The following is a 24,218-nucleotide window of genomic DNA, read 5'->3' on the forward strand; positions in this document are numbered from 1 at the left end:
TAGCTTTAAACAGGTGAATACCAGCCCGGGCGATTCAACGCCCGGGCTGTTTTGTTTCGTGACTGGGTCAAGACAAGCAGAAGGAACAGGGGGAATCGGCAGCTGAACAGTCCGTAGGGTGAGTTCGTGGGATCCGCTGATGGTGGATGAATTCACAACTGCGTGATTAAATCTCTTGAAAGGACGCTTCCAAGCGGGTAGGTCTGACTCTATCCACTCGGGGGTGTGGCAATTTATGACCATCGAAGCGATACAAGAGGGCGACCCCTCCGAACATTTCTCAATGTTCTCTTCTCAAAATGCGAAGATAAAATACAGCTACAACAAGATCAGAGAAGTAAAGTCGCACCGGGTCGGAGAGCTTTTTTCAGCGTACCGAGACATACTCTGGGATGATGGGCGACATAAGTACAATGTCAGCTCCTTCATCGGCGAAATAGACGAGATTCTCCTCGGAGAACGGTTCAGCGCCTTCGACCAGAGCACCCTTGACAACCTTATCGGCACCTTGCGCCAGCGCGGCAACAGCAACGCAACCATCAATCGAAAGATGGCTGCCCTCAGCAAACTGCTGCGCAAGGCTTACAAGATGGGGGATATTCACAGCCTGCCCGAGTTCCGCCGCCAGAAGGAGCGGGCGGGACGGATTCGTTTCCTCGAAAGGGACGAAGAAGCAAGGCTGTTCGCCGCCATCAGGACCCGCAGCGAGGATGCCTACCGTCTCTCGGTCTTTCTCGTCGACAGCGGTTGCCGCCTTGGCGAAGCGCTCGGACTGATCTGGAACGACATCCAGGAACATCGCGTCTCGTTCTGGATCACCAAATCCGGCCGCAGCCGCACCATCCCGATGACCGAGCGGGTCAAGGAGGTGATCAAACTGCCCCCGTCAGAGGGCCGCCGGCCCAAGGGTCCGTTCACCAAACTCAGCCAGGCACAATTTCGCGCCATCTGGAACGATGCCAAGGCCGAAGTCGGTCTCGGCGCCGACGACCAGGTGGTTCCGCACATCTTGCGTCACACCTGTGCCTCGCGTCTGGTCCAGGGCGGCATCGACATCCGCCGCGTGCAGATGTGGCTCGGCCACCAGACGCTTTCGATGACCATGCGCTATGCGCATCTGGCCACCAACGATCTCGACGGCTGCGTTGTCGTGCTGGAAACGCCCCGCGGCGAGGGGTTATCCGGCGATGGAAAAAGCTCGGCCTTCGCATCGCCGCTGACCACGGCCTCAGTGCCAGCGCCTGCTCAAAAAAGTAAAGCGGCAGCGGCGAAGGCACCCAAGGCGCCCCGGAAAAGCTCGAAAGCCAAATAGTTACCCAAGGCTTTCATATACTGCCTCGGCAACCCCAGGATCATATTTGATCTTGGGGTTTACTTTTTCTGGGCCGCATTTGGTACTCCATCCAGGAAAGCCGCGATAGCGCCCGGCAGATTGCCTGTCTCCAGGAAGGGCGCATGGCCCTGGCCCTCGACGGTGATCGCTTCCATGCCGGAATGACGCTTTTGCATCTCGTCGAGTGTGTCGGCCGACAGGAGTTTCGAGTTGGCGCCGCGAATGGCAAGCAAAGGTATGGCCGCCAGCGCCTCGAACTGCGGCCACAGATCCGGCAACGGCTTGCTGAGGTCGAGGCCCGCCACCGTCTCGACCAGCTGCGTGTCGAAATCCGGCAGCAGGAGGCTTTCGTCCGTCTCGCGGTAGAGGGCCGACACCATCCGCTCCCAATCCCCCTCGGTCAGAGCGGGAAAATCCGCGCCGTGCGCGACGCGTTGCGCATCGATCGCCTCAGCGCGGCTCTTCGGTTTCGGTGCCGGGTCGAGATAGGTTTGGATATGGGCGAGCCCCGCGGCCTCGATCACCGGTCCGATGTCGTTCAGCACAATGGCTTTCAGCGCGGCTGGCCGCAGCGCGCCGAGCACGTGGATGATCAGCCCGCCGCGCGATGTGCCGATAAAGGCCGCTTCCTCGACGTTCAGAGCGGCCAGTCCGGCGAGGACATCGCCGGCCTCGATGCCGATAGTGTAATGGCCGATATCAGGGTCGTAGGCCGACTGGCCGCGGCCGCGATAGTCGAAGGCGATGACCCCGCGCGGATTGTCGGTCCGCTGCGACAGATAAAGCGCCAGCTCATGGAAATCGCGCGCGTTGCGGGTCAGGCCGGGCAGGCAAACGACCTGCGAGTCTGCCGAATTGGTCTCGCCATAGACGCGGGCGTGAAGCTTGAGCCCGTCCGGCGCGGTGTAGAAAAAGTCGGAGAAGCCGTCGGTGCTCGACATATTAAAAGGACTCCCTGTCCGGATTGTCTCCGTCTGCTACAGGCGAGGGTGGGAGCGGTCAAATCGGGGGTTGTCCGGCAAGCTGACACTCTTGGAAATGCCAGACATCTCCCCCACGAGGGGGGAGATTGGCGGTTCAGGCGCTACGCCCTTCCTTCGACGTTGGAGATCGGCGAAATCGGCAATGACAGCTGATCTCCCCACTCGTGGGGGAGATGGCCGGCAAGGGGGGCGCGAAGGATCGCCAACGTCTGCCCGTGGCGACAGCTCTGCGGCCTCAGCCTCTTCCGTTCACCAAATCTCCAACGATATCGTACTTCCCCGAAATGCGCATCTTGTAGACCTCGTAATTCTCCATCACGCGCTGCACGTAACTTCTTGTTTCGGTGTAGGGAATTCGCTCGATCCAGTCGACGACGGCGTCGATGCCCTTGCCGCGCGGGTCGCCGTACTTGGCTACCCATTGGCTGGCGCGGTTAGGGCCGGCATTGTAGCCGGCGAAGGTCAGCACATAGGAGCCGCCGAAGCGGTCGAGCTGCTCGCCAAGGAAGGCAGCCCCCAGCGTCGCATTGTAACCGGCATCGCTGGTCAGCCGATCCTGGGAAAAGCTCAGTCCTGCCTTCTTCGCCAATTGCTTGGCGGTGCCCGGCATCAGCTGCAGCAGGCCGCGCGCGCCGGCGCTGGAGACGGCGCCGACATTGAATTCGCTTTCCTGGCGGGCGATCGCATAGGCCAGCGCCTTGCCCGAGCCGGATATGTCGGCGGTGTCGGGAATGACGCCCAGCGGATGCGACAGCGCGCCGACGTCGATGCCGCGCGCGCCGGCGATCTTGCCGATCTTCAGCGCCATGAAATGATTGCCCTGCTTTTCCGCCAGCACCGCAAGCAGCGCCAGCTCGCCGGGGCTGGTCAACTGCCCGGCGAGGTCGCGGTAAAGCGTCTCGGCATAGCGGTCGTAGCCCGCCTCCTGCAGCCGCTTGATGGCGCTGACGGCTTCGCGGCCGTCAAAGCTTTGGCGGTCGGCAGTGTTTGGCTCGGGATAGACGATGTTCAGCGTGCGCAAGCCAACCCGTTCCGCCGCCAACTGCCCGTAGAAAGTGGTGCCATAGGCTGCCGCCTTGGTGAAATAATCCTTCGCATTGCCGGGACCGCCGACTTCCGCCGCGCGGCCAAGCCAGTAATAGGCGCGTGACAGCGACATCGGTCCCTGCGCGAGATCGGCGATGCGGGCAAAATGGGTCGAGGCCGTCGCAGGATCGTTGAGGCCGCGCAACGCATACCAGCCGGCGTGGAATTCGGCCTCGGCGGCGCTGGCGGGGCTTTCGGCGGCATGCGCGGCAACGATCTTGTAGGCGGTCTTCCAGTCACCCTGGTCGACCAGTGCGCGCGACAGCACGCGGCGCTCGACCCACCAGGCATCGGGATCGACCAGCGCGTCGCGGTTCGTTGGCGCTTTCATCATCACCGCGGCGGCGTCCGCAAACTTCCGCTGCTTGCGCAGATATTCGGCTTGCGCGAAGAAATAGCCGGCCGATTGCTGCGCGGCAGGCACCGCTTTCAACAGCTTGGCCGCGTTCTTGTCGCCACGCGAGGCGGCGGCCCAGGCATCGGCCAGCGGTTGCGCGCCGGCAAGGGCTGCGACCCGCAGTGCCGAATTCTCCCGGTCGGCATAAAACATCCGTTCCATGCGGAAACGATGGTCGGCAGCCGGAATGATGGCGCCAAACTCCTTGCTGACGGCCGCCTCGTCCCTGGCTTCCAGCTTCTCGGTGCGCCAGAATGGCGACAGCACGGAAAGCGCAGCCTTGGTGTTGCCAAGAGCTACATAAGAACGGGCAAGGATGATCACGCCTTGAAAGGTCAGCGGCTGGCTGCCGTCAAAGGCTTTCACCACGGTCTGCGGCGACGGGCTTTCGCGGTAGAGCGCGCGCTCGCTGTTCTTGCGCAAGGTCATGGTGCCCGGCCAGTTCGGCAGCATCTTTGCGGTATCGGCAATCTCGCTGCTCGGCACATGGTCGCCGCCATAGAGCGCGATTGCCCAGGCCAGGATATGGCGGTCCAGCGAATTGGCCGGCAATGTTTCGCGCACGGCTCGCGCCGCGGCGATATCGCCGGTCGCCAATGCGTCGAGACCGCTTTTCAGCACGACGATACTGGGGGAGGGCGCATCGGTCTGCGCTCTGTCTTGCATGTCGGGCATCGGGATCGATGAGGTCGTCTGCTCGTCGACGCTCTCGTTTGCCGCCGTCCCCACTATCAGCAGGGCAACGGCGCCAAGCAATATGAAGCGGAGTGGCCGACCGGCCGGCATGATCCTGATCTTTCCCTGTTGCGGCACTTTAGATGGCAAGCCCAGGTGCCCGAGAGCCTAGACTTAGGTCGTGAAGAGCCCGTAAACAAAGGGTTATCGAGGCCGTTCGAATTGCGCTTGCTGGCACCATCGGCATGCTTGCCGCGCAACAGTGTCGAGACTATGGTGCGCGGCTTCGCTTTCGGCTAGAAGGCGCCCGATGCAGTCGCCCAAAAGCGGGAACCGGTTTTGGGACGACGACATGCATAAACAAACAAGTTCCAAGGAGTTGGACGACATGCTGAGAGGCTCGCTTACTGCGCTCGTGACACCGTTCGAAAAGAGCGGGCGTTTCGACGAGAAAGCCTTTCGCGCCTTCGTCGAATGGCAACTTGGCGAGGGCACGACGGGCCTCGTCCCGGTCGGCACCACCGGCGAGTCGCCGACGCTGTCGCATGACGAGCATCGCCATGTCGTCAAGGTCTGCATCGAGGTGGCCAAGGGCCGCGCTCCGGTCGTCGCCGGCGCCGGCTCAAACAACACCGCTGAAGCGGTCGGTCTGGTGCAGTATGCCGAGCAGGCGGGCGCCGACGCCGCTCTGGTGGTCACGCCTTATTACAACAAGCCAACACAGCGCGGCTTGTACGAGCATTTCGCCGCCGTCGCCAGGGCGACCAAGCTGCCGATCATCATCTACAACATCCCGCCGCGCTCGGTGATCGACATGATGCCGGAGACGATGGGCAGGCTGGCGCACGACTTCAAGAACATCGTCGGCGTCAAGGATGCCACCGGCAAGGTCGAGCGCGTGTCCGAACAGCGCGCCACCTGCGGCAAGGATTTCATCCAGCTTTCAGGGGAGGATGCCTCGGCGCTCGGCTTCAACGCCCATGGCGGCGTCGGCTGCATCTCGGTGACGTCGAATGTCGCGCCGCGGCTGTGCGCCGAATTCCAGGAAGCCACATTGTCCGGTGACAGCGCCAAGGCGCTGGAATTGCAGGACCGTCTGCTGCCGCTGCACAAGGCGATCTTCCTCGAGCCCGGCCTGTGCGGCGTCAAATACGCGCTGTCGAAAATTGGCAAGGTCGAGAACGTGGTGCGCTCGCCGCTGGTGACCATCGAGGCGTCGACCGCCGAGAAGATCGATGCGGCGATGAAACACGCCGGCTTGATAAATTAAGGATGAGGCGCCACCTCTCCGCATCATGAACCAGGTCAGAAAAGCCGATCCCAACAACAAGACCGTTGCGGAAAACCGCAAGGCGCGGTTTTCCTATGAGGTGCTCGACACGGTCGAGGCCGGCCTTGTGCTGACCGGCACCGAGGTCAAGTCGTTGCGCCAGGGTCAGGCCAACATCCAGGACAGCTACGCCTCGGTCGAGGGCGGCGAGATCTGGCTGATCAACTCCTATCTGCCGGAATATCTGCAGGCCAACCGCTTCAACCACGAGCCCAGGCGGCGCCGCAAGCTGCTGCTCAACAAGCGCGAGATGGCAAAACTGGCGCAGAGCATCGACCGCGAAGGCATGACGCTGGTGCCGCTGAAAATCTACTTCAACGACCAGGGCCGTGCCAAGCTGCTGCTCGCCGTCGGCCGCGGCAAGAAACTGCACGACAAGCGCGAGAGCGAAAAGCAGCGCGACTGGTCGCGCGAAAAGGGCCGGCTCATGAAGGAACGCGGCTAGAATCTCAGGCAGCCCCAGAAAAGCCAGACATCGGCTTTCAAGTTTCGAACAGCTGCAACAGCAAAACATGACGGGGGAAGGCTTGAAGAACCGGATCATCCTCTGGGGTGCGGCCAGTCTGGTCTTCGCCGGCATCGTCGCCGCAGGCGGCATCTTCTATTTCCGGACGTTCTCGCCGGATCGTGACAGCTATCCGGTCAGGGGTATCGACGTTTCCCATCATCAGGGTGAGATCGACTGGCGGCGCGTTGCCGCCGACGATGTCGCCTTCGCGGTCATCAAGGCGACCGAGGGCGGCGACCATGTCGACGATGCCTTCGCCAAGAATCTGCGCGAGGCGCGCGCGGCCGGCCTCGCCGTCGGCGCCTATCACTTCTTCACCTTCTGCCGGCCGGGCGCCGACCAGGCGAAAAATTTCATCGCGGTGGTGCCGCACGACCAGCCGCTGCTGCCGCCGGTCGTCGACATCGAATTCGGCGGCAACTGCCCGCAACGCCCGTCGCCGGAGCAGCTGAGCGCGGAACTCCAGGCCTTCCTCGGACCGGTTGAAGCTGCGTTCGGCAAGCCGGCGATCATCTACCTGACCGACGAGGCCGAGGACGCCTATGCCGGGAAAATCGACGTTCGCCCGCTCTGGCGTCGCTCGTTGCTCCTGGAGCCAGGTCGCAACGACTGGATCTACTGGCAGTACCACAATATGGGCCGCGTCGACGGCATCGTCGGCGATGTCGATCTGAATGTGCTGAAGGGCGGGCAGGAGAAGCTGGCTGAGTTGTTTGCCGCGCCTTGACCTGGCGTGCTCGACCGGCGCGAGATTGGAACCAAACATCGCGGCGCTGATCGGCCCTACCCAGCGTTCCGGCCAGTCTGCGCGCTAACGAAGGTCGGTTTCAGACCGAGCGCTTCCGGACTTTCATGATTGTCGCAATTCCGGGTTCCCGTCGCCGCTCAAGGCTTTGGAGAGCGCCTGTCTCGTCGTGCCTGCCTTTCGGCAAGCTTCGTCATCCGCGCCCGGGCAAGCCAAGGGCAAGATCGTGCTGGCGGGGTTCTGAAGGCTTAATTGCGCAGGAACTCGGCGATGTCGCTGAAAACCTTGACGAACATCGTCTCCGTCAAGACACCGGTGTTGGTGTTGTAGCGCGAGCAATGATAGCTGGAAAACAGCGTGACGCCGCCGGCCGGCAACTGACCGCCGTGCTTGAACGGATAGGCGGCGACGCGTTGGCCCAGCGCCCTGACGGTCGACTGGTGCGCGATCGAGCCCAGCGCCAGCACGGCGCGCAATTTTGGAAAGCGCGCGATCGTCGGCACCAGGAAGCTGCGGCAAGTGGCGATCTCGGCGCCGACCGGCTTGTTCTCCGGCGGCACGCAGCGAACCGCATTGGTGATCGCGGTGCCGACCAACTGCAAGCCGTCATCCGGCCGCGCCTTGAACTCGCCGCGGGCAAAACCGTGAGCGATCATCGTTGAGTAGAGCAGGTCGCCGGCATAGTCGCCGGTGAACGGTCGCCCGGTGCGGTTGGCGCCGCGCAGGCCGGGCGCCAGCCCGACGATCAGCAGCTCGACGGCGTCCTCGCCATCAGGCGGCAGGAAAGTCGGCACCGGCGCATTGAACCACGACGGCTCGCGCTGCCGCCAGTCTGCGATGAAATCATGCAGGCGCGGGCAGAGCGGGCAGTCGCGGTCGGGTTCGGGAGCGGCGTCCAAGGCCGCCGCCGTCAATAGTCTTCCTCTTCGACTTCGGCCGGCTCGGGCCTGCGCACCGGCCGTTCGGAGGGATCGCGGCCGACCTCGTTCTTCAGCGAGGTCAAATCGATGAAATGGTCGGCCTGGCGGCGCAGATCGTCCGAGATCATCGGTGGTTGCGAGGCCATGGTGGAGACGATCGAGACCTTGCGGCCGCGCCGCTGCAGCGCTTCGACCAGTGTGCGGAAGTCGCCGTCGCCGGAGAAGATGACATAGTGGTCGACAACATCGGCAAGTTCGAGCGCATCGACGGTCAGTTCGATGTCCATATTGCCCTTGATCTTGCGGCGGCCGGTCGAGTCGGTGAATTCCTTGGCCGGCTTGGTCACCACCTTGAAGCCATTGTAGTCGAGCCAGTCGATCAAAGGGCGGATCGAAGAGTATTCCTGATCCTCGACCAGAGCGGTGTAGTAATAGGCGCGCAGCAAATAGCCGCGCTTCTGGAAGCTGGACAGCAGTTTGCGGTAGTCTATGTCGAAGCCGAGTGCGCGCGAGGTGGCGTAGAGATTGGCGCCGTCTATGAAAAGAGCGATTTTTTCACGGGGGTCGAACATGGCAATATTCCTTTTTCGAAATAGGTGGCGGACTAATCGAAATGGGTCGTTATATCGGTCGGCTCGTAAATAAACCGGCTGACCTTTCGTCAACCGAGATAGCGCCAGTTTTACGGCAATCCAAGGGTGCCGGGGCGCACTGCAAGCAATTGTGATCGGAGCCGTGTCGTCGCCGGTATGCGGGCTTTGCCGGCAAGGCATTCACCGGCGCCAGAGACTGGCATTCGCCAGCCCATGGGGCCACGGCGCCATAATGCTTGTATTTTGGCGGCGTTCGGGTTATGGACCGCGCCTGTTTTCCAGGCATGAAAGGGGCAATCAATGGCCCGCGTAACCGTTGAAGACTGCATCGACAAGGTCGACAACCGCTTCGAGCTCGTGCTGCTCGCCGGCCACCGTGCCCGCCAGATCAGCCAGGGCGCGCCGATCACCGTGCCCCGCGACAACGACAAGAACCCGGTCGTAGCGCTGCGCGAGATTGCCGACGAGACGCTGTCGCCCGACGACCTCAAGGAAGATCTGATCCACTCGCTGCAGAAGCATGTCGAGGTCGACGAGCCCGAGGCCGACGGCGAGGCGATCGCCGACCAGACCGGCAACGCAGTTGCAGCTACCGATGCCGACGACGCCGAAGAAAACGTCACCTTCGATCGCATGACCGAGGAAGACCTTTTGGCCGGCATCGAGGGCCTGGTTCCCCCGGAAAAGAGCGACGACTACTAATCGCTGCCCTGGACCTGCCGGGAATATGGTTCCGGCACTTCCGTCCCGTGAGTTTCGTGGCTATCTATGAGATGCGCCGTACATCAGTGCGGCGCATCAATCATTTCAGCACCGTGAGAACCCGCCCATGATGCGTCAGTATGAGCTTGTCGAGCGCGTTGCGCGCTACAAGCCTGACGTCAACGAGGCGTTGCTCAACAAGGCCTATGTCTACGCCATGCAGAAGCATGGCCACCAGAAGCGCGCTTCCGGCGATCCCTATTTCTCGCATCCGCTCGAAGTCGCCGCCATCCTCACCGAAATGCACATGGACGAGGCGACGATCGCCGTCGCCTTGCTGCATGACACGATCGAGGACACCACCGCGACGCGGGCCGAGATCGACGATCTGTTCGGCCCCGAAATGGGCAAGCTGGTCGAAGGCCTGACCAAGCTGAAGAAGCTCGATCTCGTCTCCAAGAAGGCCGAGCAGGCGGAAAACCTGCGCAAGCTGTTGCTGGCCATCTCGGAGGATGTCCGCGTTCTGCTGGTCAAGCTCGCCGACCGTCTGCACAACATGCGCACCCTCGACCACATGCCCGAGGCCAAGCGCCTGCGCATCGCCGAGGAGACGATGGACATCTATGCGCCGCTCGCCGGGCGCATGGGCATGCAAGGCATGCGCGAGGAACTGGAAGAGATCGCCTTCCGCTTCATCAATCCGGAAGCCTATCGCGCCGTCACCGCGCGGCTTGCCGAGATATTCGAGCGCAACAAGGGCGTGCTGACCGACATCGAAAAGGCGCTGTCGGCGCTGTTCGAAAAGCATGCCATCAACGCCGGCGTGAAGAGCCGGCAGAAGAAGCCTTGGTCGGTGTTCCGCAAAATGGAGGCCAAGGCGCTGTCCTTCGAGCAGCTCTCGGACATCTTCGGCTTCCGCGTCGTCGTCGACAGCGTCGAAGACTGTTACCGCGCGCTCGGCGCCATTCACACCACATGGTCGATGGTACCTGGCCGCTTCAAGGATTACATCTCGACGCCCAAGCAGAACGACTACCGTTCGATCCACACCACCATTGTCGGCCCATCGCGCCAGCGCGTCGAACTGCAGATCCGCACCCGCGAGATGAACAAGATCGCCGAATATGGCGTCGCCGCCCATTCGATCTACAAGGACACCGGCGGCAAGACGAACGGTGCCGCCCATGCGATCTCGAAGGAGACCAACGCCTATGCCTGGCTGCGGCGCACCATCGAGCAACTGGCAGAAGGCGACAACCCGGAAGACTTCCTCGAAAATACCAAGCTGGAGCTGTTCCAGGACCAGGTATTCTGCTTCACGCCGAAAGGCATGCTGATCGCGCTGCCGCGCGGCGCCACGCCCATCGACTTCGCCTATGCCGTGCACACCGATGTCGGCGATACCTGCGTCGGTGCCAAGGTCAACGGCCGCATCATGCCGCTGATGACGGAACTGAAGAACGGCGACGAGGTTGAGATCATCCGCTCCAAGGCGCAAGTGCCGCCAGCGGCCTGGGAGTCGGTGGTGGTCACCGGCAAGGCGCGTTCAGCCATCCGCCGCGCCACCAAGAACGCCATTCGCAAGCAATATTCAGGTCTTGGTGCCCGCATTCTCGAGCGCGCCTTCGAGCGCGCCGGCAAGACCTTCACCAAGGAAAGCCTGAAGCCGGTGCTGCACCGGCTGGCGCGCAAGGACATCGAGGATGTGCTGGCCTCGGTCGGGCGCGGCGAACTTGCCTCGACCGACGTCATGAAGGCGGTCTTCCCAGACTACAAGGACGAGCGCGTCACCGTCAGCGCCCCTAAGCAGCGCGAGGAGGGCTGGTCGAAGATCCGCAACGCCGCCGGCATGCTGTTCCAGATGCCCGGCACCCGAGCCGCGCGCAAGGACAAGGACCAGCCGCGCGATGGCGCGGTGCCGATCCGCGGCGTGCGCGGCGACCTGCCGGTGCGTTTCGCGCCGGAAGGGGCCGTGCCTGGCGACCGCATCGTCGGCATCGTCCAGCCGGGCACCGGCATCACCATCTATCCCATCCAGTCGCCGGCGCTGCAGGCCTTCGACGACCAGCCGGAGCGCTGGATCGACGTGCGCTGGGACATTGACGAGCAGACCAAGGAGCGCTTTCCGGCGCGCGTCTCGGTTACCGCCATCAACGCGCCGGGCTCGCTCGCCGACATCGCCCAGGTCGTTGCCTCCAACGACGCCAACATTCATACGCTGTCGATGGTGCGCACCGCGCCCGACTTCACCGAAATGCTGATCGATCTCGAAGTCTGGGATCTGAAGCACCTCAACCGGCTGCTGTCGCAGCTCAAGGATAATTCGAGCGTCAGCGATGCGCGGCGTGTGAATGGGTGAATAGTGAATAGTGAATAGTGAATAGTGAATAGTGAATAGTGAATAGTGAATAGTGAATAGTGAATAGTGAATAGTGAATAGTGAATAGTGAATAGTGAATAGTGAATAGTGAATAGTGAATAGTGAATAGTGAAGGAAGGTGCTCGCTGCCATTCACCATTCACCATTCACCATTCACCATGGGCACGGAGCAAACAATGAACACCGACGAGGTGCTGGGCATTTTCCGCGAGGCGGGCGCTGTTCTGGAGGGACATTTCATCCTGACGTCGGGTCTGCGCAGCCCGGTCTTCCTGCAGAAGGCGCGCGTCTTCATGCATGCCGACAAGACCGAGCGGCTTTGCAAGGCGCTGGCCGAAAAGATCCGCAAGGCGGTGCCGGGCAAGATCGACTACGTCGTCGGCCCGGCGATCGGCGGCCTGATCCCGGCCTATGAGACGTCGCGCCATCTCGGTGTGCCAGCAATCTGGGTGGAGCGCGAAGGCGGCGAGTTCAGGCTGCGCCGCTTCGAGATCGCGCCGGGATCGCGCGTCGTCATCGTGGAGGACATCGTCACCACTGGTCTCTCGATCCGCGAAACCATCGACTGCCTGCGCGCGATTGGCGCCGAGGTGGTGGCGGCGGCCTGCATCATCGACCGCTCGGCCGGCAAGACCAATGTCGGCGTGCCGCTGATCGCGCTTGCCGAATACGAGGTCCCGGCCTATCCCGCCGACCGCCTGCCGCCGGAACTTGCCGCCATTCCCGCCGTTAAGCCAGGAAGCCGCAACATCTAGGGGACATCACCATGATCGCCGGCATCGATCATTTCGTGCTGACGGTCCGCTCTGTGGAGGACAGCTGCGCCTTCTACCAGCGGGTGCTTGGCCTGAAGCGCCTCGACGAGCCGAACCGGCCGACGGCGTTGCTGTTCGGATCGCAGAAGATCAATCTGCATCAGGTGGGCCGCACCTTTGAGCCCAAGGCCAAGGTGCCGACGCCTGGTTCCGGCGATTTCTGCCTGGTCGCCGCAAGGCCGCTTGCCGAGATTTGCGCCAGTCTGGAAGCCAATGGCGTTGCCATCGAAGTCGGTCCGGTCGAGCGCACCGGCGCCCGCGGTAAGATGATGTCGGTCTATTTCCGCGATCCGGACAGCAATTTGGTCGAAGTCAGCGAATATCGGGAATAGTCTATCCGCCTCGGCGTCGTCTTCGCGCGGACCTTGCGGTCGTCGGGGAGCTTTCACCCGATGTTGTCCTCAGTTTCGCCCCAATGGCGCTCTTGTTACCCGCCTGCGGCAGACCATCGCGGCGGCGTTTCATTGTTCCGCCGCAAGGCAGTCGCTATATCAAAGTCGTTGTTGCCTTTCTGCGCCCTCGAAGCGCAAGATGGAGCGACCGCGCCCGGCCAGGGATGGTTGCAATTTGGGCGTGATGAACCGGGAACTGGAACAGAGTGCTTTTTCGACGCCGAAAGCCTGATGGCATTCTGGAGCGGGTGCGTACCTATCTGTGGCCGCGCCGCTCGTTTTCGCGCTCGTTGCAATATTTCTCCAAGCGCATCCTGCGGCTGAAGGCGACACCGCATGCGGTCGCGGCCGGCGTCGCGGCCGGCGTTTTCGCCTCCTTCTTTCCGCTCGGCTTCCATTTCGCCGTCGCCGCCGTGCTCTGCTGGGTGGTCGCCGGCAATCTGGTGGCCGCCGCCCTCGGCGCGGTATTCTTCGGCAATCCGCTGACTTTCCCGCTGCTGTGGGGAGCGTCCTGGGAAGTCGGCAAGCTGATCCTGCATGAACGCCTGCCCAAGAACGGACCGCCTGCGCATCTTGGTGAGATGATGCACACGCTGTCGTTTGCAAAGCTGTGGCACCCGGTGCTCGAGCCGATGCTGATCGGCGCTGTGCCGCTCGGCCTGATCTTCGGGCTGATCTTCTACGGCATTACCCGCTGGGGGATGACAGCCTTTCGCGAGCAGCGCAGGAAGCGCATGGCAGAGCGGGCGCATAAGGCCGGGCACCGCGGACGGGAAGTTCCGGCGGAATGATCATCGGCATCGGCAGCGACCTGATCGACATCAGACGCATCGAAAAGTCGCTGGAACGGCATGGTCAGCGCTTCATCCAGCGCATCTACACCGAGGTCGAACAGGTCCGCTCGGAAGGCCGCAAGGGCCGCGCCGCCTCCTATGCCAAGCGCTTCGCCGCCAAGGAGGCCTGCGCCAAGGCGCTTGGCACCGGCCTGGCGCAGGGCGTGTTCTGGCGCGACATGGGGGTCGCCAACCTGCCCAGCGGCGCGCCGACGATGGCGCTGACCGGGGGAGCGGCGGCACGGCTGGCCAAAATCCTGCCACAGGGGCACAGAGCGGCGATCCACCTCACAATCACCGATGATTTCCCGCTTGCTCAAGCCTTTGTGATCATCGAGGCGTTGCCCGCCGAACAAGCGCCACATTGATTGCATCAGACGACCGCTATCTAACGCCGACTTGACGTTGCCCAGCGCGCGCCGAGACTCTATACCATCCAACGCACAATCGAGGACGACATGAGCGTGGCTGAAAAATCCGAGAAGAAATCCGGCGGGCTTGGCGAAATCGTCAGCGTCATCATCCAGGCTTTGCTGCTGGCCATGGTCATCCGCACCTTGCTGTTCCAGCCCTTCTCGATTCCGTCCGGCTCTATGCGGCCGACCTTGCTCGAAGGCGACTATCTGTTCGTCACCAAATGGTCCTACGGCTTCTCGCGCTATTCGCTGCCATTCGGCCCCGACATCTTTTCCGGCCGCATCTGGGGTTCCGATCCGAAGCGCGGCGACGTGGTGGTCTTCAAGTTCCCGCCGGATCCGTCGCTCGACTACATCAAGCGCGTCGTCGGCCTGCCCGGCGACAAGATCCAGATGAAGGACGGCCAATTGTTCATCAACGGCCAGGGCGTGCCTCGTGTGAAAACCGGCCAGATCCAAAATCCTGATATCACGGAAGTGCCTGAGCCGGTCGACGTCTATCGCGAGACCCTGCCCAACGGCGTCAGCTACGACACGCTCGACCTGACACCGAATTCGATCACCGACAACACCCGCGAGTTCGTCGTGCCCCCCGGCAACTATTTCATGATGGGCGACAACCGCGACAACTCCTCCGACAGCCGCCTCAGCGTCGGCTACGTGCCGGCGGAGAACCTTGTCGGCCGCGCCAACATCGTCTTCTTCTCGATCGCCGGGAAGGCGAGCCCGCTCGAGATCTGGAAATGGCCGTCGCTGGTGCGCCTGTCGCGCCTGTTCCATTTCGTGAATTGATGGCTTTGAAGCGCCCGACGGGTGAAACTCTGGCCGATTTGGTGACAGCCAAAACCGGCCATTCCTTCCGGGACGTCCGTTTGCTCGAGACCGCGCTGACCCATTCCAGCGCGGTCAAGGCAAGCAGCAACAACCAGCGCCTCGAATTCCTTGGCGACCGCGTGCTCGGCCTGATCGTTGCCGACCTGCTTTTTGAAAAGTTTCCTGAGGCGCCGGAAGGTGAAATCGCCCCGCGCTTCAATGCCCTGGTCGATGCGCGGACATGCTCCGAGATCGGCATTGAAATGCAGCTCGAAGATCTGGTTCGGGCCGACGCTGCCTTGAAGGCGCGCTCGCGTGGCTCGGGCGGAAACTATCTGGCGGATGCAGTCGAAGCGCTGATCGCGGCGGTCTATATCGATGGCGGCCTCGATGCGGCAAGGCAATTCGTCCTGCGTTACTGGGAGCCGCGCTCGCAAAAGGTGGTGGCCAAGCCGCCCAATCCGAAATCCGACCTGCAGGAATGGATCGCCAAGACCAGCGATGTCAGGCCCGAATACGCGATCGAGAAACGAGAAGGACCTGAACATCAACCGGTTTTCACGGTGTCCGTGAAGGTCGGCGGTTTTGCGCCGGCAAGCGGCACGGGCGGCTCTCGCCGCGCAGCCGAAGAAGCGGCGGCATCGGCGTTTCTTACGCGCGAAGGCATCTGGGCCAACCAAGGGAGTGCGGCATGACCGGCAGCGAAGATCTCCCTCCGGCAGCGGAGGCCACGCATTCCGGCTTCGTTGCCCTGATTGGGGCGCCCAATGCCGGCAAGTCGACGCTGGTCAACCAACTGGTCGGCGCCAAGGTGTCGATCGTCACCCACAAGGTACAGACCACCCGCGCCATCGTGCGCGGCATTGCCACGCATGACAACGCGCAGATCGTCTTTGTCGATACGCCCGGCATCTTCAAGCCGAAGCGCCGGCTCGACACCGCGATGGTGACCACAGCCTGGGGTGGCGCCAAGGACGCCGATATCGTGCTGCTGCTGATCGATGCCGAGCGCGGCATCAGGGGTGACGCCGACGCCATCCTCGAGCGGCTGAAGGACGTCCGCCAGCCGATGGTGCTGATCCTCAACAAGGTCGACCGGGTCAAGCACGAGGCGCTGCTGGCCCTGGCCGCGGCAGCAAACGAAAAGGTGCCGTTCAAGCGCACCTTCATGGTCTCGGCGCTGACCGGCTCCGGCTGCAAGGATTTGCTCGACTATCTCGCGCAAGCGCTGCCGGTCGGCCCCTGGTACTATCCGGAAGACCAGATCTCGGACCTGCCGATGCGCCAACTGGCCGCCGAGATCACCCGCGAGAAGCTGTATCTGCGGCTGCATCAGGAGTTGCCCTATTCCTCGCATATCGAGACCGAGAAATGGGAAGAGAAACCGGACGGCTCGGTGCGCATCGACCAGACCATCTATGTCGAGCGCGACAGCCAGAAGAAGATCGTGCTCGGCCACAAGGGCGAGACCATCCGCGCCATCGGCCAGTCGGCGCGCATGGAGATAGCCGGCATTCTCGAGCAGAAAGTGCACCTGTTCTTGTTCGTCAAAGTGCGTGAAAACTGGGGCGACGACCCCGAGCGCTACCGCGAGATGGGGCTTGAGTTTCCCCATTGAGCTTCATCGTCTGGAAATGCCGCCCGGCAGTTTGAGACGATGACATGCCTGATCCCAAACCGACCATCGATACCGATCTCGTGCGCCGGCTGGTCAACGCGCAGTTTCCGCAATGGCGGCATCTGCCGGTGAGGCCGGTGGCGTTTGGCGGCTGGGACAACCGAACCTTCCGCCTCGGCAATGATATGACTGTGCGGCTGCCGAGTGCCGCACCATATGCCTTGCAGGTCGAAAAAGAGCACCGCTGGCTGCCCAGGCTGGCGCCGCTTCTGCCGCTGCCGATCCCGGTTCCACTGGCGATGGGCGAGCCTGGGGAGGACTACCCCTGGCAATGGTCCGTCTACCGCTGGATCGACGGCGAAACAGCCAAGACCGCCGAAATCGCCGATCGCCCACAGTTCGCGGTCGATCTGGCCAAGTTCCTCATTGCGCTCCGGCGGATCGATCCGGCGGGCGGGCCGCCCGCGGGCCAGCACAATTTCTTCCGCGGCGGATCGCTGAGCGTGTATGACAACCAGACAAGGGAAGCACTCCAGGCGCTGGAGGGGCAGATCGACACCCAGGCGGCCACCGCTGTCTGGGATGCGGCCCTTGCCGCCACCTGGCAAGGGTCGCCCGTCTGGTTTCACGGCGACGTCGCCTGGGGCAACCTTCTGGTCCAAAACGGCCGCCTGAGCGCCGTCATCGACTTCGGCACCTCCGGCATCGGCGATCCATCCTGCGACCTGGCGATCGCCTGGACATTCTTCCAGGGCGAGAGCCGGGAGGCATTCCGGGCTGCCATCGACGTCGATGAAGCGACCTGGGCGCGCGGCCGCGGCTGGACGCTGTGGAAGGCGCTGATCACCGTTGCCGGACACGACGCCAACCAAGCCGAAGCCGAGCGATCGCGCCGCGTCATCGACGACGTCCTGGCCGATCACCGGAAATTCGCGTGATCGGAGCCTTTCGACGATGTGTGGGGATCCAATGTCAGCACAGATCGCACGCGGCGCGCCAAAATCTTGATTTCGCCACGCAACCGGTGACAAGCTCCTGCCATGGAATGGCGCGACGAGGGAATCATACTCGGCACCCGCAAGCATGGCGAAACCAGCGCCATTCTCGAGGTAATGACGCGTGCGCATGGCCGCCATCTCGGCCTGGTGCGCGGCGGGCGCTCGCGCAAGCAGCAGCCGGTGCTGCAGCCCGGCAACCGCGTCGACCTTTTGTGGCGGGCACGCCTCGACGAGCATCTCGGCACCTTCCAGGCCGAGGCGATCGAGATGAATGCCGCCCGGTTGATGGACAGCGCAGTCGCCGTCTACGGCCTGCAGACCATGGCCGCGCATCTCAGGCTCCTGCCGGAGCGCGACGCCCATGGCGGCCTGTATGAGACGCTTGCCGTGATGATCGCCCATCTGGACGATTCGGATGCCGCCGGCGAACTGGTGGCGCGCTTCGAACTGCTCATCCTCGACGAACTCGGCTTCGGCCTCGATCTCAGCCAGTGCGCGGCGACCGGCGCCAGGCAGGATCTGGCCTATGTCTCGCCGAAATCCGGCCGCGCGGTTTCGCGCCAGGCCGGCGCGCCATGGCGCGACAAGATGCTGGCGCTGCCGGCCTTCCTGCGGCGCGGCTCCGGCTTGCGGGCGGACCACGCGGCACTCGAGGACGCCTTCCATCTGACCGGTTTCTTTTTCACCCGCCATGTCTACGAGCCGCGCGGCATTGAACAGCCCGATGCCCGTGCCGGCTTCCTCGCCGCCTTGCGCAAGCATCATTCGGGCGGCAATGCCGCCACTACGGCAGACGCTGCGCCAGAAAGGGGAGGGAGACTCGGTGGGTGCTGACCTCCGCAACCGTCCAGGTTCACAGCAAAAGCTGCATGCGGCAGCATTCCCTCCCCATTGTGGGGAGGGTTAGGGTGGGGGTACTCGTAGGGCAAGAGCCTCAGCCGGCCTTGCGATGCTCCATGAAATCATCGAGGATGGCGCGCTGACCGCCGAGGATCTTGAGGCTGGCCTCCGCGAAGGAAAACCAGCCGGCCCTGTCGATTTCGGGAAATTCCCTCGTCACGCCTGACCTGGGCGGCCATTCCATCGTGAACATGTTGCTTTTAACGGCATCGGGATCGAAATCGGCTTCGACACTCCAGGCGATGACGATCTTGCCGCCGGCTTGCCGATAGCTGCCGACAGGCTCGAAATCACCCTCGATGCTGACTCCGAGTTCTTCCCCAGCCTCGCGCCGGGCGGCGGCCAACTCATCTTCATTGTCCTCGACGAGGCCCTTGGGGATCGACCAAGCGCCTTCATCCTTCCTTGCCCAGAATGGGCCGCCGGGATGGACGAGCAGAAATTCGAGAATGCCGGCCCTTGTCCGGTGGATCAGCAGCCCTGCACTTCGTTTCGGCATTCGATTTCCCCACAGTTCATCCGAGGATAGCATGGCTCCTGGGCAAGTGGCGGCGGCATGCCATTCCTGGCTATCTCAGATGATGGGTGAGGATAAAGACCGTAGGCCGCTGGAATTTGCCGACGAAACATGCTCGATAACTTCTTTTCGGCCACCATTGCGGTGGCGTGACTTGAATAGCCGTCTGGGGTGGCCGTGTGGCCGCCGCAATTGTCAGTGAAAACTGGCCTGGTTTGGGGGAACCGCCATGTTTGAAAGCCTGATTGGCGCCGTCGTCGTTATCGTGCTTTTTGTCCTCGTCTTGCGCCAGCAGGGCCGCGTCAGTCTGATCGAGCGCGAGCTCGGAGCGCTGCGCAGTCTGGTTCTGTCCGGCGTGCATGCGACACCGCCCGTTGCCAAACCGGTCGAGCAGGTTGCAAGCGCACCGGCGGATGCCGCTCACGCTAGCGCACCAGTTGCCGACATAGCTTCGCCAACAACAGCAGACGCGGCACATGCCCAGGCACCGGCCGCCGAAGCCGATGCGGCCACCAGCGAGGCCGTGCCAGAACTGTCGGCCGCGGCCAAGGCGGCATTCACCGGATCCGCGCCTGCCGCCACGGCGAAGGCAGCCCGCCAGTCAGAGGTCGAAACGGCGCTCGGCACCCGTTGGGCGGTCTGGGTCGGCGGCGTCGCGCTGGCCCTGGGCGGCCTGTTCCTGATCCGCTACACCATCGAGGCCGGCAATTTCGGCCCTGAAGTGCGGCTGTCCCTGGCGGCGCTGCTCGGCCTGGTGCTGATCGGCGGCGGCGAGTTCATCCGCCGCACCGGCTTCAAGGTGCCGGTGCAAGGGGCTGCAGGCGCCTATATTCCGGCGATCCTGACGGCTGCCGGCGCCTTCATCCTGTTCGGTACGGTCTATGCCGCGCATGCCATTTACGGTTTCGTCGGGCCGGCCTTCGCCTTCACCGTGCTCGGCGCCATCGGCGTGGCGACCATTGTCGCCGCCCTCGTCCACGGCCAGGCCCTGGCCGGCATCGGTCTCGTCGGCTCGATGGCGACGCCGGCGCTTGTGTCCTCGCAGGCGCCCAACCCATGGGCGCTGTTCGTCTACCTGGCGATCGTGCTTGCCGCTACAGCCGTGATCGCCCGCATTCGCGACTGGAAATTCCTGATTGCGGCGGCCTTCTTCGGCACCGGCGCCTGGACCATCGTCTACATGATGAGCACGCTAGTCGCCGACCTTGCCGTCATCCTGTTCATCGACGCGGTGACGCTGGCGGTGCTTGCCTTTGTCTGGCTGGGCACACGTGACAGCGAAGCGGAGACGGCGAAGACCGGCTTCGACTGGCCCTCGATCGTGCCAGGCGTTTTCGTTGCGTTTTCAGCGCTAGGCCTGTCCGTCGACACGACGCTGGTCGCCGCCGGTGGCGCCTTGCCGGGCGCCTTCGTCCTCGTCGCCCTTGTCGCCACCGCACTCTACCGGCCGCGCGCGCTGCCGCTGCTGCATGCCGCCGGCGTGGTGAGCGTGATGATCCATCTCGGCATCATTCCGCCCACCACCATCGGCTCCGACATAACCCAGGGGAATATCGGCTTTGACGGCATGCCGGTGGCGGCCGGAAATCCGTTGACGCTGCGCATCGGCATTGCCCTCGGCCTGGTTTTCATCGGCGCCGGCTTCTGGGCCGCACGCCGCTTCGCCGCCTCAGCACGGGTCCGCGCGGCATGCTGGGCGGCATGGGGCGTCGCTGCGCCGCTGCTTATTCTGCTGACGCTGTGGCTTGCCTACGGCAATCTCGACCGCGACCTTGTCTACGCAGCGATAGCTGCCCTTCTGGTCGTCGTCTTCGCCGCCGGCGGCGAATGGATTGCGCGCGCCGAACAGCCGCCGCTCAAGGGCAACGTCGCCGTCTCCTTCGCGCTTTGCGGCTCGGCTCTGGCCGGGCTCCTGATGCTGCACATGGCCTTCGGTTCCGGCTGGACGACCATTCTTGCCGGCGTTGCCGCCATCGTGCCGGCGCTGGCGACGCGGTGGCGCAGCTATCCGGTGCTTGGCTGGATTTCGGTCGGCGCGGTCGTTGCCGTGCTTGGCCGCGTCGCCTTCGATCCGACCATCGTCGGTGCCGAGTTCCTGACGACGACGCCGGTGTTCAACTGGCTGCTGCCGGGATACGGCGTACCGGCGCTGGCCTTCGGCTTTGCCGCCTGGCAACTCGCGCGTACCACCCCCGCACTACCAACAACTGGCAATGGCCGGCCGCGCCTTGCGATGGAGGCGGGTGCAGCCCTGTTTGCGCTGCTCACCGTCGCCATGCTGGTGCGCCACGCCATGCATGGCGGCGTCATCGACACCGGCCCGGTGACGCTCGCCGAACAGGCGATCTATACGCTGATCGCCATCGGTGCCGGCGCGATACTGGTGGCCATCGACATGCGCTCGCCAAGCTCTGTGCTGCGCTACGGCTCGATGGCCGCCGGCGTGCTCTCGGTCGCCTTCATCGTCCTCCAGCATTTCCTGGTGCTCAATCCGCTGTTCACCGACGAATCGACCGGCCAGATCCCGGTGTTCAACCTCTTGTTCCTGGCTTACCTGTTGCCGGCCATAGCCGCCGGCGGGCTGGCGCTCTATGCCAGGGACAAGCGGCCGCCATGGTATGCGCAGATGCTGGCGGTAGTGGCGGCATTGCTTGTCTTCGCCTACGCCACACTGTCGGTCAGGCGCGTGTTCAAGGGCGAGTTCATCGGCCTGTGGAGCGGCCTCGGGCAGCTTGAGACCTACACCTATTCGGCGCTCTGGCTGGTCATTGGCGTCGTGCTGCTCACCGCCGGCGTCTGGCTGAAGTCGCAGGTGCTGCGCATTGCCTCGGCGGCGCTGATCGCGATCGCCGTGGTAAAAGTCTTCCTATTCGACATGTCGGAACTGGAAGGCGTGCTCAGGGCGCTGTCCTTCATCGGTCTTGGCGCCGTGCTGATCGGCATCGGCTTGTTCTACCAGCGGCTGCTGACGCGGGCGGCGAGGGAGGCCAACGCCGCAACTTGAAGTGATATACAAGGTGGAATATATGAATATCCAACGGAGGATATTCGATGCCGCTCTATATCCGCGACGACGAAGTGGATGCGCTGGCCAGCAGATTGCAACGCGAGACGAACGCTCCGAGCAAAACGGAGGCGGTGCGGGTCGCGCTCGTGCACGAACTTGAGCGCAATCGAGCGAAGGTGCCGCTGCGCGACCGGATCGCCAGTCTTCAGGACAGGGCCAGGAAGCTTGGCCTGCCCAATCCCGATTTCGATATGAAGAAGTTCACCGACGAGCTGTGGGAAGACTGATGTTTGTCGACGCGTCGGTGATCGTCGCCATTCTCAACCAGGAACCTGGGTGGGAGGAATTGCTGGAGCAGCTATCCGGTTTTTCCGGGCAGGTCTGGGTTTCTCCGTTGGTTCACTTCGAAGCAACACAGGCATTGGCACGGGCTGGCGCCGGCCCGCGCAGACCCAGCGCTGAAGCCCTTCTCCATGCCCGCGATCTGATCGATGAGTTCATTGTGGAGATCATGGGAGAGAGTCTGGCCATTGACGACAACATCAGCTCTCGGGCCATTGACGCGAGTGCCCGTTACGGCAAAGCCGTTGGCCACAAGGCGGATCTGAATCTCGGGGACTGTTTTGCTTACGCCTGCGCGAAAAGCCGCGATCTTCCACTGCTATACAAAGGCCATGATTTCGCGCAGACCGATTTAGGATAATTCGGCCCTCTTGTTGATTGCGGGGAATAATTTAGCCGATCACCTCGTTATCTCAGTGCTTGGGTGACCGGGGCGGCAGACCGCTTCGCGCTGGCCGCTTGCGCCGCGCCGGGAAGGCGCGTTCAATCGGGTTAAACAAGGGCGACCTCAGAACCAGCGGTCATGGACGAAAAGAAGGCAGCAATCCTTGGCGAAATACCGCGCTTGCGCCGCTACGCACGCTCGCTTCTGCGCGACCGCGAATCCGCCGACGATCTCGTCCAGGATTGCCTCGAACGAGCGCTCTTGCGGCTTGAAAGCTGGCAGACGGGAGAAAGCCCCCGGAGGTGGCTGTTTACGATCATGCATCATTTGTTCATCGATCAGATGCGCAAGGTGAACCGGCGCGGTGAGGCGGCGATCCTGCCGCTTGACGCAAACGAGGCGCAGGCAGTCCCCGCCGAGCAGGCGGAGAACGCCGCCTCGCGCGAGATCATCGACGCATTGCAGGCGATCAGCCCCGACCGTCGCGCCGCTCTCGTCATGGTCGCCATCGAAGGATTCTCCTATGCCGAAGCCGCCAACATTCTCGGCGTGCCCGCCGGCACGCTGATGTCGCGCATAGCGCGCGGACGCGAGGAGCTGCGCAGCCTGCTCGATGACACGGCGCGCCGCCGCTCGATAAGGATCGTCGAGAAATGACCCGCCGCGATTTTTCCGAACGCGATATCCACATGGCTCTCGACGGCGAGCTGCCGGGCGACGAGCGCGCCGCCTACGACGCCTGGATCGACGCCAATCCCGAAATGAAGGCGAAAAGCGCCCGCTACACCGCCGACCGCGCCGCGTTGCGCGCCGCCTTTGCCGGTGTGCTCGACGAGCCCGTGCCGGTGCTGTTCAAGCAGATCGTTAGCGGTGAAGGCGCGACCAAAGCGGCGGCGCGGCAGTCGCGCTGGTGGCTTGCGGCCGCGGCGGCCGCAGTGCTCGTCATCGGCGGTCTTGGCGGCTATTTTGCCGGCATCGACGGCATCGGCAGGGAAGATGGCGCCGATGACCAACTGGCCGAAGAGGCTATCGCCGCCCATGTCATCTATGCCGCCGAACAGCGCCATGCGGTGGAAGTGCCGGCAAGCGACAAGGATCACCTGCAGACCTGGCTGTCCAACCGCGTCGGCTTGAAACTGGTGGCGCCGGATCTGGTGGCGGAAGGCTTCCAGCTGGTTGGCGGCCGGCTGCTGCCCGCCGGCCAGGGCAAGGCAGCGATGCTGCTTTACGAGGACGCCAAGGGTCAGCGCATCTCCTTGTTCGTTACCGCTGATTCCTCAGCCAAGTCCAAGGGCACCTACATGGCCGACGCCGACGGTCCCGAGGCGGTCTACTGGCTGGACAAGGGCTATGCCTGCGCCGTCGTCGGCTCGCTGCCGCGCGAGCAGCTGGCTGCGGTCGCCAAGCGCGCCTACGGTCAGCTTCTGGCCGGTATCGCCAGTTGAGCACATTCGGTTTTGGCGTCATGCGCCGAGGCGGCGCCGCACCTGGCGGTGCCGCGGTCACCGCCCGCCACTCGCGGTGGAACTG

25 protein-coding genes are annotated in these 24,218 nt (G+C 63.2%); 20 read left to right on the forward strand and 5 right to left on the reverse strand.

Annotation, left to right across the window (positions count from 1 at the left end; genetic code table 11):
* The first annotated feature begins 235 nt into the window (after positions 1–235).
* Entirely contained in the window at positions 236–1,312 is a 1,077-nt protein-coding gene (locus tag X771_RS157010; protein ID WP_023687276.1) for a site-specific integrase, read from the forward strand.
* Positions 1,313–1,371: 59 nt separating this feature from the next.
* Here the strand turns inward: X771_RS157010 and X771_RS157005 are convergent, their stop codons facing one another.
* Together X771_RS157005 and X771_RS157000 are read right to left on the reverse strand one after the other, a co-directional pair.
* Positions 1,372–2,274: an alpha/beta hydrolase gene (locus tag X771_RS157005; protein ID WP_023687277.1), complete on the reverse strand. Its 903-nt coding sequence runs from the start codon at positions 2,272–2,274 to the stop codon at positions 1,372–1,374.
* A gap of 277 nt (positions 2,275–2,551) precedes the next feature.
* Positions 2,552–4,585, reverse strand: coding sequence for a lytic transglycosylase domain-containing protein (locus X771_RS157000; protein ID WP_023687278.1), 2,034 nt, complete (start codon positions 4,583–4,585; stop codon positions 2,552–2,554).
* 277 nt (positions 4,586–4,862) lie between these two features.
* Here X771_RS157000 and dapA point away from each other — a divergent pair, with 277 nt between their 5' ends.
* The 3 genes from dapA (at position 4,863) to X771_RS156985 (ending at position 7,039) form a co-directional block, all read left to right on the forward strand.
* Entirely contained in the window at positions 4,863–5,744 is an 882-nt protein-coding gene (gene dapA / locus X771_RS156995) for a 4-hydroxy-tetrahydrodipicolinate synthase (protein ID WP_023687279.1), read from the forward strand.
* Positions 5,745–5,769: 25 nt separating this feature from the next.
* The gene (gene smpB, locus X771_RS156990; RefSeq protein ID WP_023687280.1) at positions 5,770–6,249 is read left to right on the forward strand and encodes an SsrA-binding protein SmpB; all 480 of its coding nucleotides are present in this window, start codon (positions 5,770–5,772) and stop codon (positions 6,247–6,249) included.
* Positions 6,250–6,331: 82 nt separating this feature from the next.
* A complete protein-coding gene (locus tag X771_RS156985; protein WP_023687281.1) occupies positions 6,332–7,039 on the forward strand; it encodes a GH25 family lysozyme in 708 nt (235 codons plus the stop codon).
* A gap of 266 nt (positions 7,040–7,305) precedes the next feature.
* Here X771_RS156985 and X771_RS156980 read toward each other — a convergent pair whose 3' ends face one another.
* Positions 7,306–7,971: a uracil-DNA glycosylase gene (locus X771_RS156980; RefSeq protein ID WP_023687282.1), complete on the reverse strand. Its 666-nt coding sequence runs from the start codon at positions 7,969–7,971 to the stop codon at positions 7,306–7,308.
* Positions 7,968–8,549, reverse strand: a complete 582-nt coding sequence (locus X771_RS156975; RefSeq protein ID WP_023670234.1) for an NYN domain-containing protein — start codon at positions 8,547–8,549, stop codon at positions 7,968–7,970. The genes X771_RS156980 and X771_RS156975 overlap by 4 nt, the downstream gene beginning before the upstream one ends.
* Before the next feature lie 321 nt (positions 8,550–8,870).
* On the opposite strand from X771_RS156975, the gene rpoZ reads away from it, so the two are divergent.
* From rpoZ to recO, 11 genes are all read left to right on the forward strand, one after another.
* Entirely contained in the window at positions 8,871–9,272 is a 402-nt protein-coding gene (gene rpoZ, locus X771_RS156970; protein ID WP_023670235.1) for a DNA-directed RNA polymerase subunit omega, read from the forward strand.
* A 127-nt stretch (positions 9,273–9,399) separates the two neighbouring features.
* A complete protein-coding gene (locus X771_RS156965; RefSeq protein ID WP_023670236.1) occupies positions 9,400–11,631 on the forward strand; it encodes a bifunctional (p)ppGpp synthetase/guanosine-3',5'-bis(diphosphate) 3'-pyrophosphohydrolase in 2,232 nt (743 codons plus the stop codon).
* A gap of 197 nt (positions 11,632–11,828) precedes the next feature.
* On the forward strand, positions 11,829–12,407 hold the full coding sequence (gene pyrE, locus X771_RS156960) for an orotate phosphoribosyltransferase (protein WP_023687283.1): 579 nt from the start codon (positions 11,829–11,831) through the stop codon (positions 12,405–12,407).
* An 11-nt stretch (positions 12,408–12,418) separates the two neighbouring features.
* A complete protein-coding gene (locus X771_RS156955) occupies positions 12,419–12,799 on the forward strand; it encodes a VOC family protein (RefSeq protein ID WP_023687284.1) in 381 nt (126 codons plus the stop codon).
* 266 nt (positions 12,800–13,065) lie between these two features.
* The gene (locus X771_RS156950; RefSeq protein WP_023670239.1) at positions 13,066–13,650 is read left to right on the forward strand and encodes a DUF2062 domain-containing protein; all 585 of its coding nucleotides are present in this window, start codon (positions 13,066–13,068) and stop codon (positions 13,648–13,650) included.
* A complete protein-coding gene (gene acpS / locus X771_RS156945; RefSeq protein WP_023670240.1) occupies positions 13,647–14,060 on the forward strand; it encodes a holo-ACP synthase in 414 nt (137 codons plus the stop codon). The genes X771_RS156950 and acpS overlap by 4 nt, the downstream gene beginning before the upstream one ends.
* Positions 14,061–14,150: 90 nt before the next feature.
* A complete protein-coding gene (gene lepB / locus X771_RS156940) occupies positions 14,151–14,900 on the forward strand; it encodes a signal peptidase I (RefSeq protein WP_023670241.1) in 750 nt (249 codons plus the stop codon).
* Entirely contained in the window at positions 14,900–15,616 is a 717-nt protein-coding gene (gene rnc / locus X771_RS156935) for a ribonuclease III (protein WP_023684493.1), read from the forward strand. The genes lepB and rnc overlap by 1 nt, the downstream gene beginning before the upstream one ends.
* Entirely contained in the window at positions 15,613–16,539 is a 927-nt protein-coding gene (era, locus tag X771_RS156930; RefSeq protein WP_023670243.1) for a GTPase Era, read from the forward strand. Before rnc ends, era begins: the two co-directional genes overlap by 4 nt.
* 44 nt (positions 16,540–16,583) lie before the next feature.
* Complete coding sequence (locus tag X771_RS156925) at positions 16,584–17,477, forward strand: aminoglycoside phosphotransferase family protein (RefSeq protein ID WP_023687285.1); 894 nt, start codon at positions 16,584–16,586, stop codon at positions 17,475–17,477.
* Between the two features lie 102 nt (positions 17,478–17,579).
* Positions 17,580–18,371 carry a DNA repair protein RecO gene (recO, locus tag X771_RS156920; RefSeq protein ID WP_023687286.1) on the forward strand — a complete coding sequence of 264 codons (792 nt, stop codon included), beginning with the start codon at positions 17,580–17,582 and terminating at the stop codon, positions 18,369–18,371.
* A 100-nt stretch (positions 18,372–18,471) separates the two neighbouring features.
* On the opposite strand, the gene X771_RS156915 is transcribed toward recO, so the two are convergent.
* On the reverse strand, positions 18,472–18,936 hold the full coding sequence (locus X771_RS156915) for an NUDIX domain-containing protein (RefSeq protein ID WP_023687287.1): 465 nt from the start codon (positions 18,934–18,936) through the stop codon (positions 18,472–18,474).
* A 247-nt stretch (positions 18,937–19,183) separates the two neighbouring features.
* Here X771_RS156915 and X771_RS156910 point away from each other — a divergent pair, with 247 nt between their 5' ends.
* The 5 genes from X771_RS156910 (at position 19,184) to X771_RS156890 (ending at position 24,133) form a co-directional block, all read left to right on the forward strand.
* Complete coding sequence (locus tag X771_RS156910) at positions 19,184–21,958, forward strand: DUF2339 domain-containing protein (RefSeq protein ID WP_023687288.1); 2,775 nt, start codon at positions 19,184–19,186, stop codon at positions 21,956–21,958.
* A gap of 47 nt (positions 21,959–22,005) precedes the next feature.
* The gene (locus X771_RS156905) at positions 22,006–22,248 is read left to right on the forward strand and encodes a type II toxin-antitoxin system VapB family antitoxin (RefSeq protein ID WP_023687289.1); all 243 of its coding nucleotides are present in this window, start codon (positions 22,006–22,008) and stop codon (positions 22,246–22,248) included.
* A complete protein-coding gene (locus X771_RS156900) occupies positions 22,248–22,664 on the forward strand; it encodes a type II toxin-antitoxin system VapC family toxin (RefSeq protein ID WP_023687290.1) in 417 nt (138 codons plus the stop codon). The genes X771_RS156905 and X771_RS156900 overlap by 1 nt, the downstream gene beginning before the upstream one ends.
* 162 nt (positions 22,665–22,826) lie before the next feature.
* On the forward strand, positions 22,827–23,345 hold the full coding sequence (locus X771_RS156895) for an RNA polymerase sigma factor (protein WP_023670250.1): 519 nt from the start codon (positions 22,827–22,829) through the stop codon (positions 23,343–23,345).
* Positions 23,342–24,133, forward strand: coding sequence for an anti-sigma factor (locus X771_RS156890; protein WP_023687291.1), 792 nt, complete (start codon positions 23,342–23,344; stop codon positions 24,131–24,133). The genes X771_RS156895 and X771_RS156890 overlap by 4 nt, the downstream gene beginning before the upstream one ends.
* Positions 24,134–24,218: the final 85 nt, after the last annotated feature.

The sequence above is a fragment of the Mesorhizobium sp. LSJC269B00 genome (assembly GCF_000502815.1).
Classification (GTDB): domain Bacteria; phylum Pseudomonadota; class Alphaproteobacteria; order Rhizobiales; family Rhizobiaceae; genus Mesorhizobium.

What these genes read in the sequence shown, in the direction of transcription:
- dapA (WP_023687279.1), top strand. Translation starts at nt 4,863, where the DNA reads ATGCTGAGAGGCTCGCTTACTGCGCTCGTGACACCGTTCGAAAAGAGC.
- X771_RS156895 (WP_023670250.1), top strand. Translation starts at nt 22,827, where the DNA reads ATGGACGAAAAGAAGGCAGCAATCCTTGGCGAAATACCGCGCTTGCGC.
- X771_RS157010 (WP_023687276.1), top strand. Translation starts at nt 236, where the DNA reads ATGACCATCGAAGCGATACAAGAGGGCGACCCCTCCGAACATTTCTCA.
- X771_RS156975 (WP_023670234.1), bottom strand. Translation starts at nt 8,549, where the DNA reads ATGTTCGACCCCCGTGAAAAAATCGCTCTTTTCATAGACGGCGCCAAT.
- X771_RS156965 (WP_023670236.1), top strand. Translation starts at nt 9,400, where the DNA reads ATGATGCGTCAGTATGAGCTTGTCGAGCGCGTTGCGCGCTACAAGCCT.
- X771_RS156955 (WP_023687284.1), top strand. Translation starts at nt 12,419, where the DNA reads ATGATCGCCGGCATCGATCATTTCGTGCTGACGGTCCGCTCTGTGGAG.
- lepB (WP_023670241.1), top strand. Translation starts at nt 14,151, where the DNA reads ATGAGCGTGGCTGAAAAATCCGAGAAGAAATCCGGCGGGCTTGGCGAA.
- era (WP_023670243.1), top strand. Translation starts at nt 15,613, where the DNA reads ATGACCGGCAGCGAAGATCTCCCTCCGGCAGCGGAGGCCACGCATTCC.
- X771_RS157000 (WP_023687278.1), bottom strand. Translation starts at nt 4,585, where the DNA reads ATGCCGGCCGGTCGGCCACTCCGCTTCATATTGCTTGGCGCCGTTGCC.
- recO (WP_023687286.1), top strand. Translation starts at nt 17,580, where the DNA reads ATGGAATGGCGCGACGAGGGAATCATACTCGGCACCCGCAAGCATGGC.
- rpoZ (WP_023670235.1), top strand. Translation starts at nt 8,871, where the DNA reads ATGGCCCGCGTAACCGTTGAAGACTGCATCGACAAGGTCGACAACCGC.
- X771_RS157005 (WP_023687277.1), bottom strand. Translation starts at nt 2,274, where the DNA reads ATGTCGAGCACCGACGGCTTCTCCGACTTTTTCTACACCGCGCCGGAC.
- smpB (WP_023687280.1), top strand. Translation starts at nt 5,770, where the DNA reads ATGAACCAGGTCAGAAAAGCCGATCCCAACAACAAGACCGTTGCGGAA.
- X771_RS156910 (WP_023687288.1), top strand. Translation starts at nt 19,184, where the DNA reads ATGTTTGAAAGCCTGATTGGCGCCGTCGTCGTTATCGTGCTTTTTGTC.
- X771_RS156915 (WP_023687287.1), bottom strand. Translation starts at nt 18,936, where the DNA reads ATGCCGAAACGAAGTGCAGGGCTGCTGATCCACCGGACAAGGGCCGGC.
- X771_RS156905 (WP_023687289.1), top strand. Translation starts at nt 22,006, where the DNA reads ATGCCGCTCTATATCCGCGACGACGAAGTGGATGCGCTGGCCAGCAGA.
- X771_RS156925 (WP_023687285.1), top strand. Translation starts at nt 16,584, where the DNA reads ATGCCTGATCCCAAACCGACCATCGATACCGATCTCGTGCGCCGGCTG.
- acpS (WP_023670240.1), top strand. Translation starts at nt 13,647, where the DNA reads ATGATCATCGGCATCGGCAGCGACCTGATCGACATCAGACGCATCGAA.
- X771_RS156890 (WP_023687291.1), top strand. Translation starts at nt 23,342, where the DNA reads ATGACCCGCCGCGATTTTTCCGAACGCGATATCCACATGGCTCTCGAC.
- pyrE (WP_023687283.1), top strand. Translation starts at nt 11,829, where the DNA reads ATGAACACCGACGAGGTGCTGGGCATTTTCCGCGAGGCGGGCGCTGTT.
- rnc (WP_023684493.1), top strand. Translation starts at nt 14,900, where the DNA reads ATGGCTTTGAAGCGCCCGACGGGTGAAACTCTGGCCGATTTGGTGACA.
- X771_RS156900 (WP_023687290.1), top strand. Translation starts at nt 22,248, where the DNA reads ATGTTTGTCGACGCGTCGGTGATCGTCGCCATTCTCAACCAGGAACCT.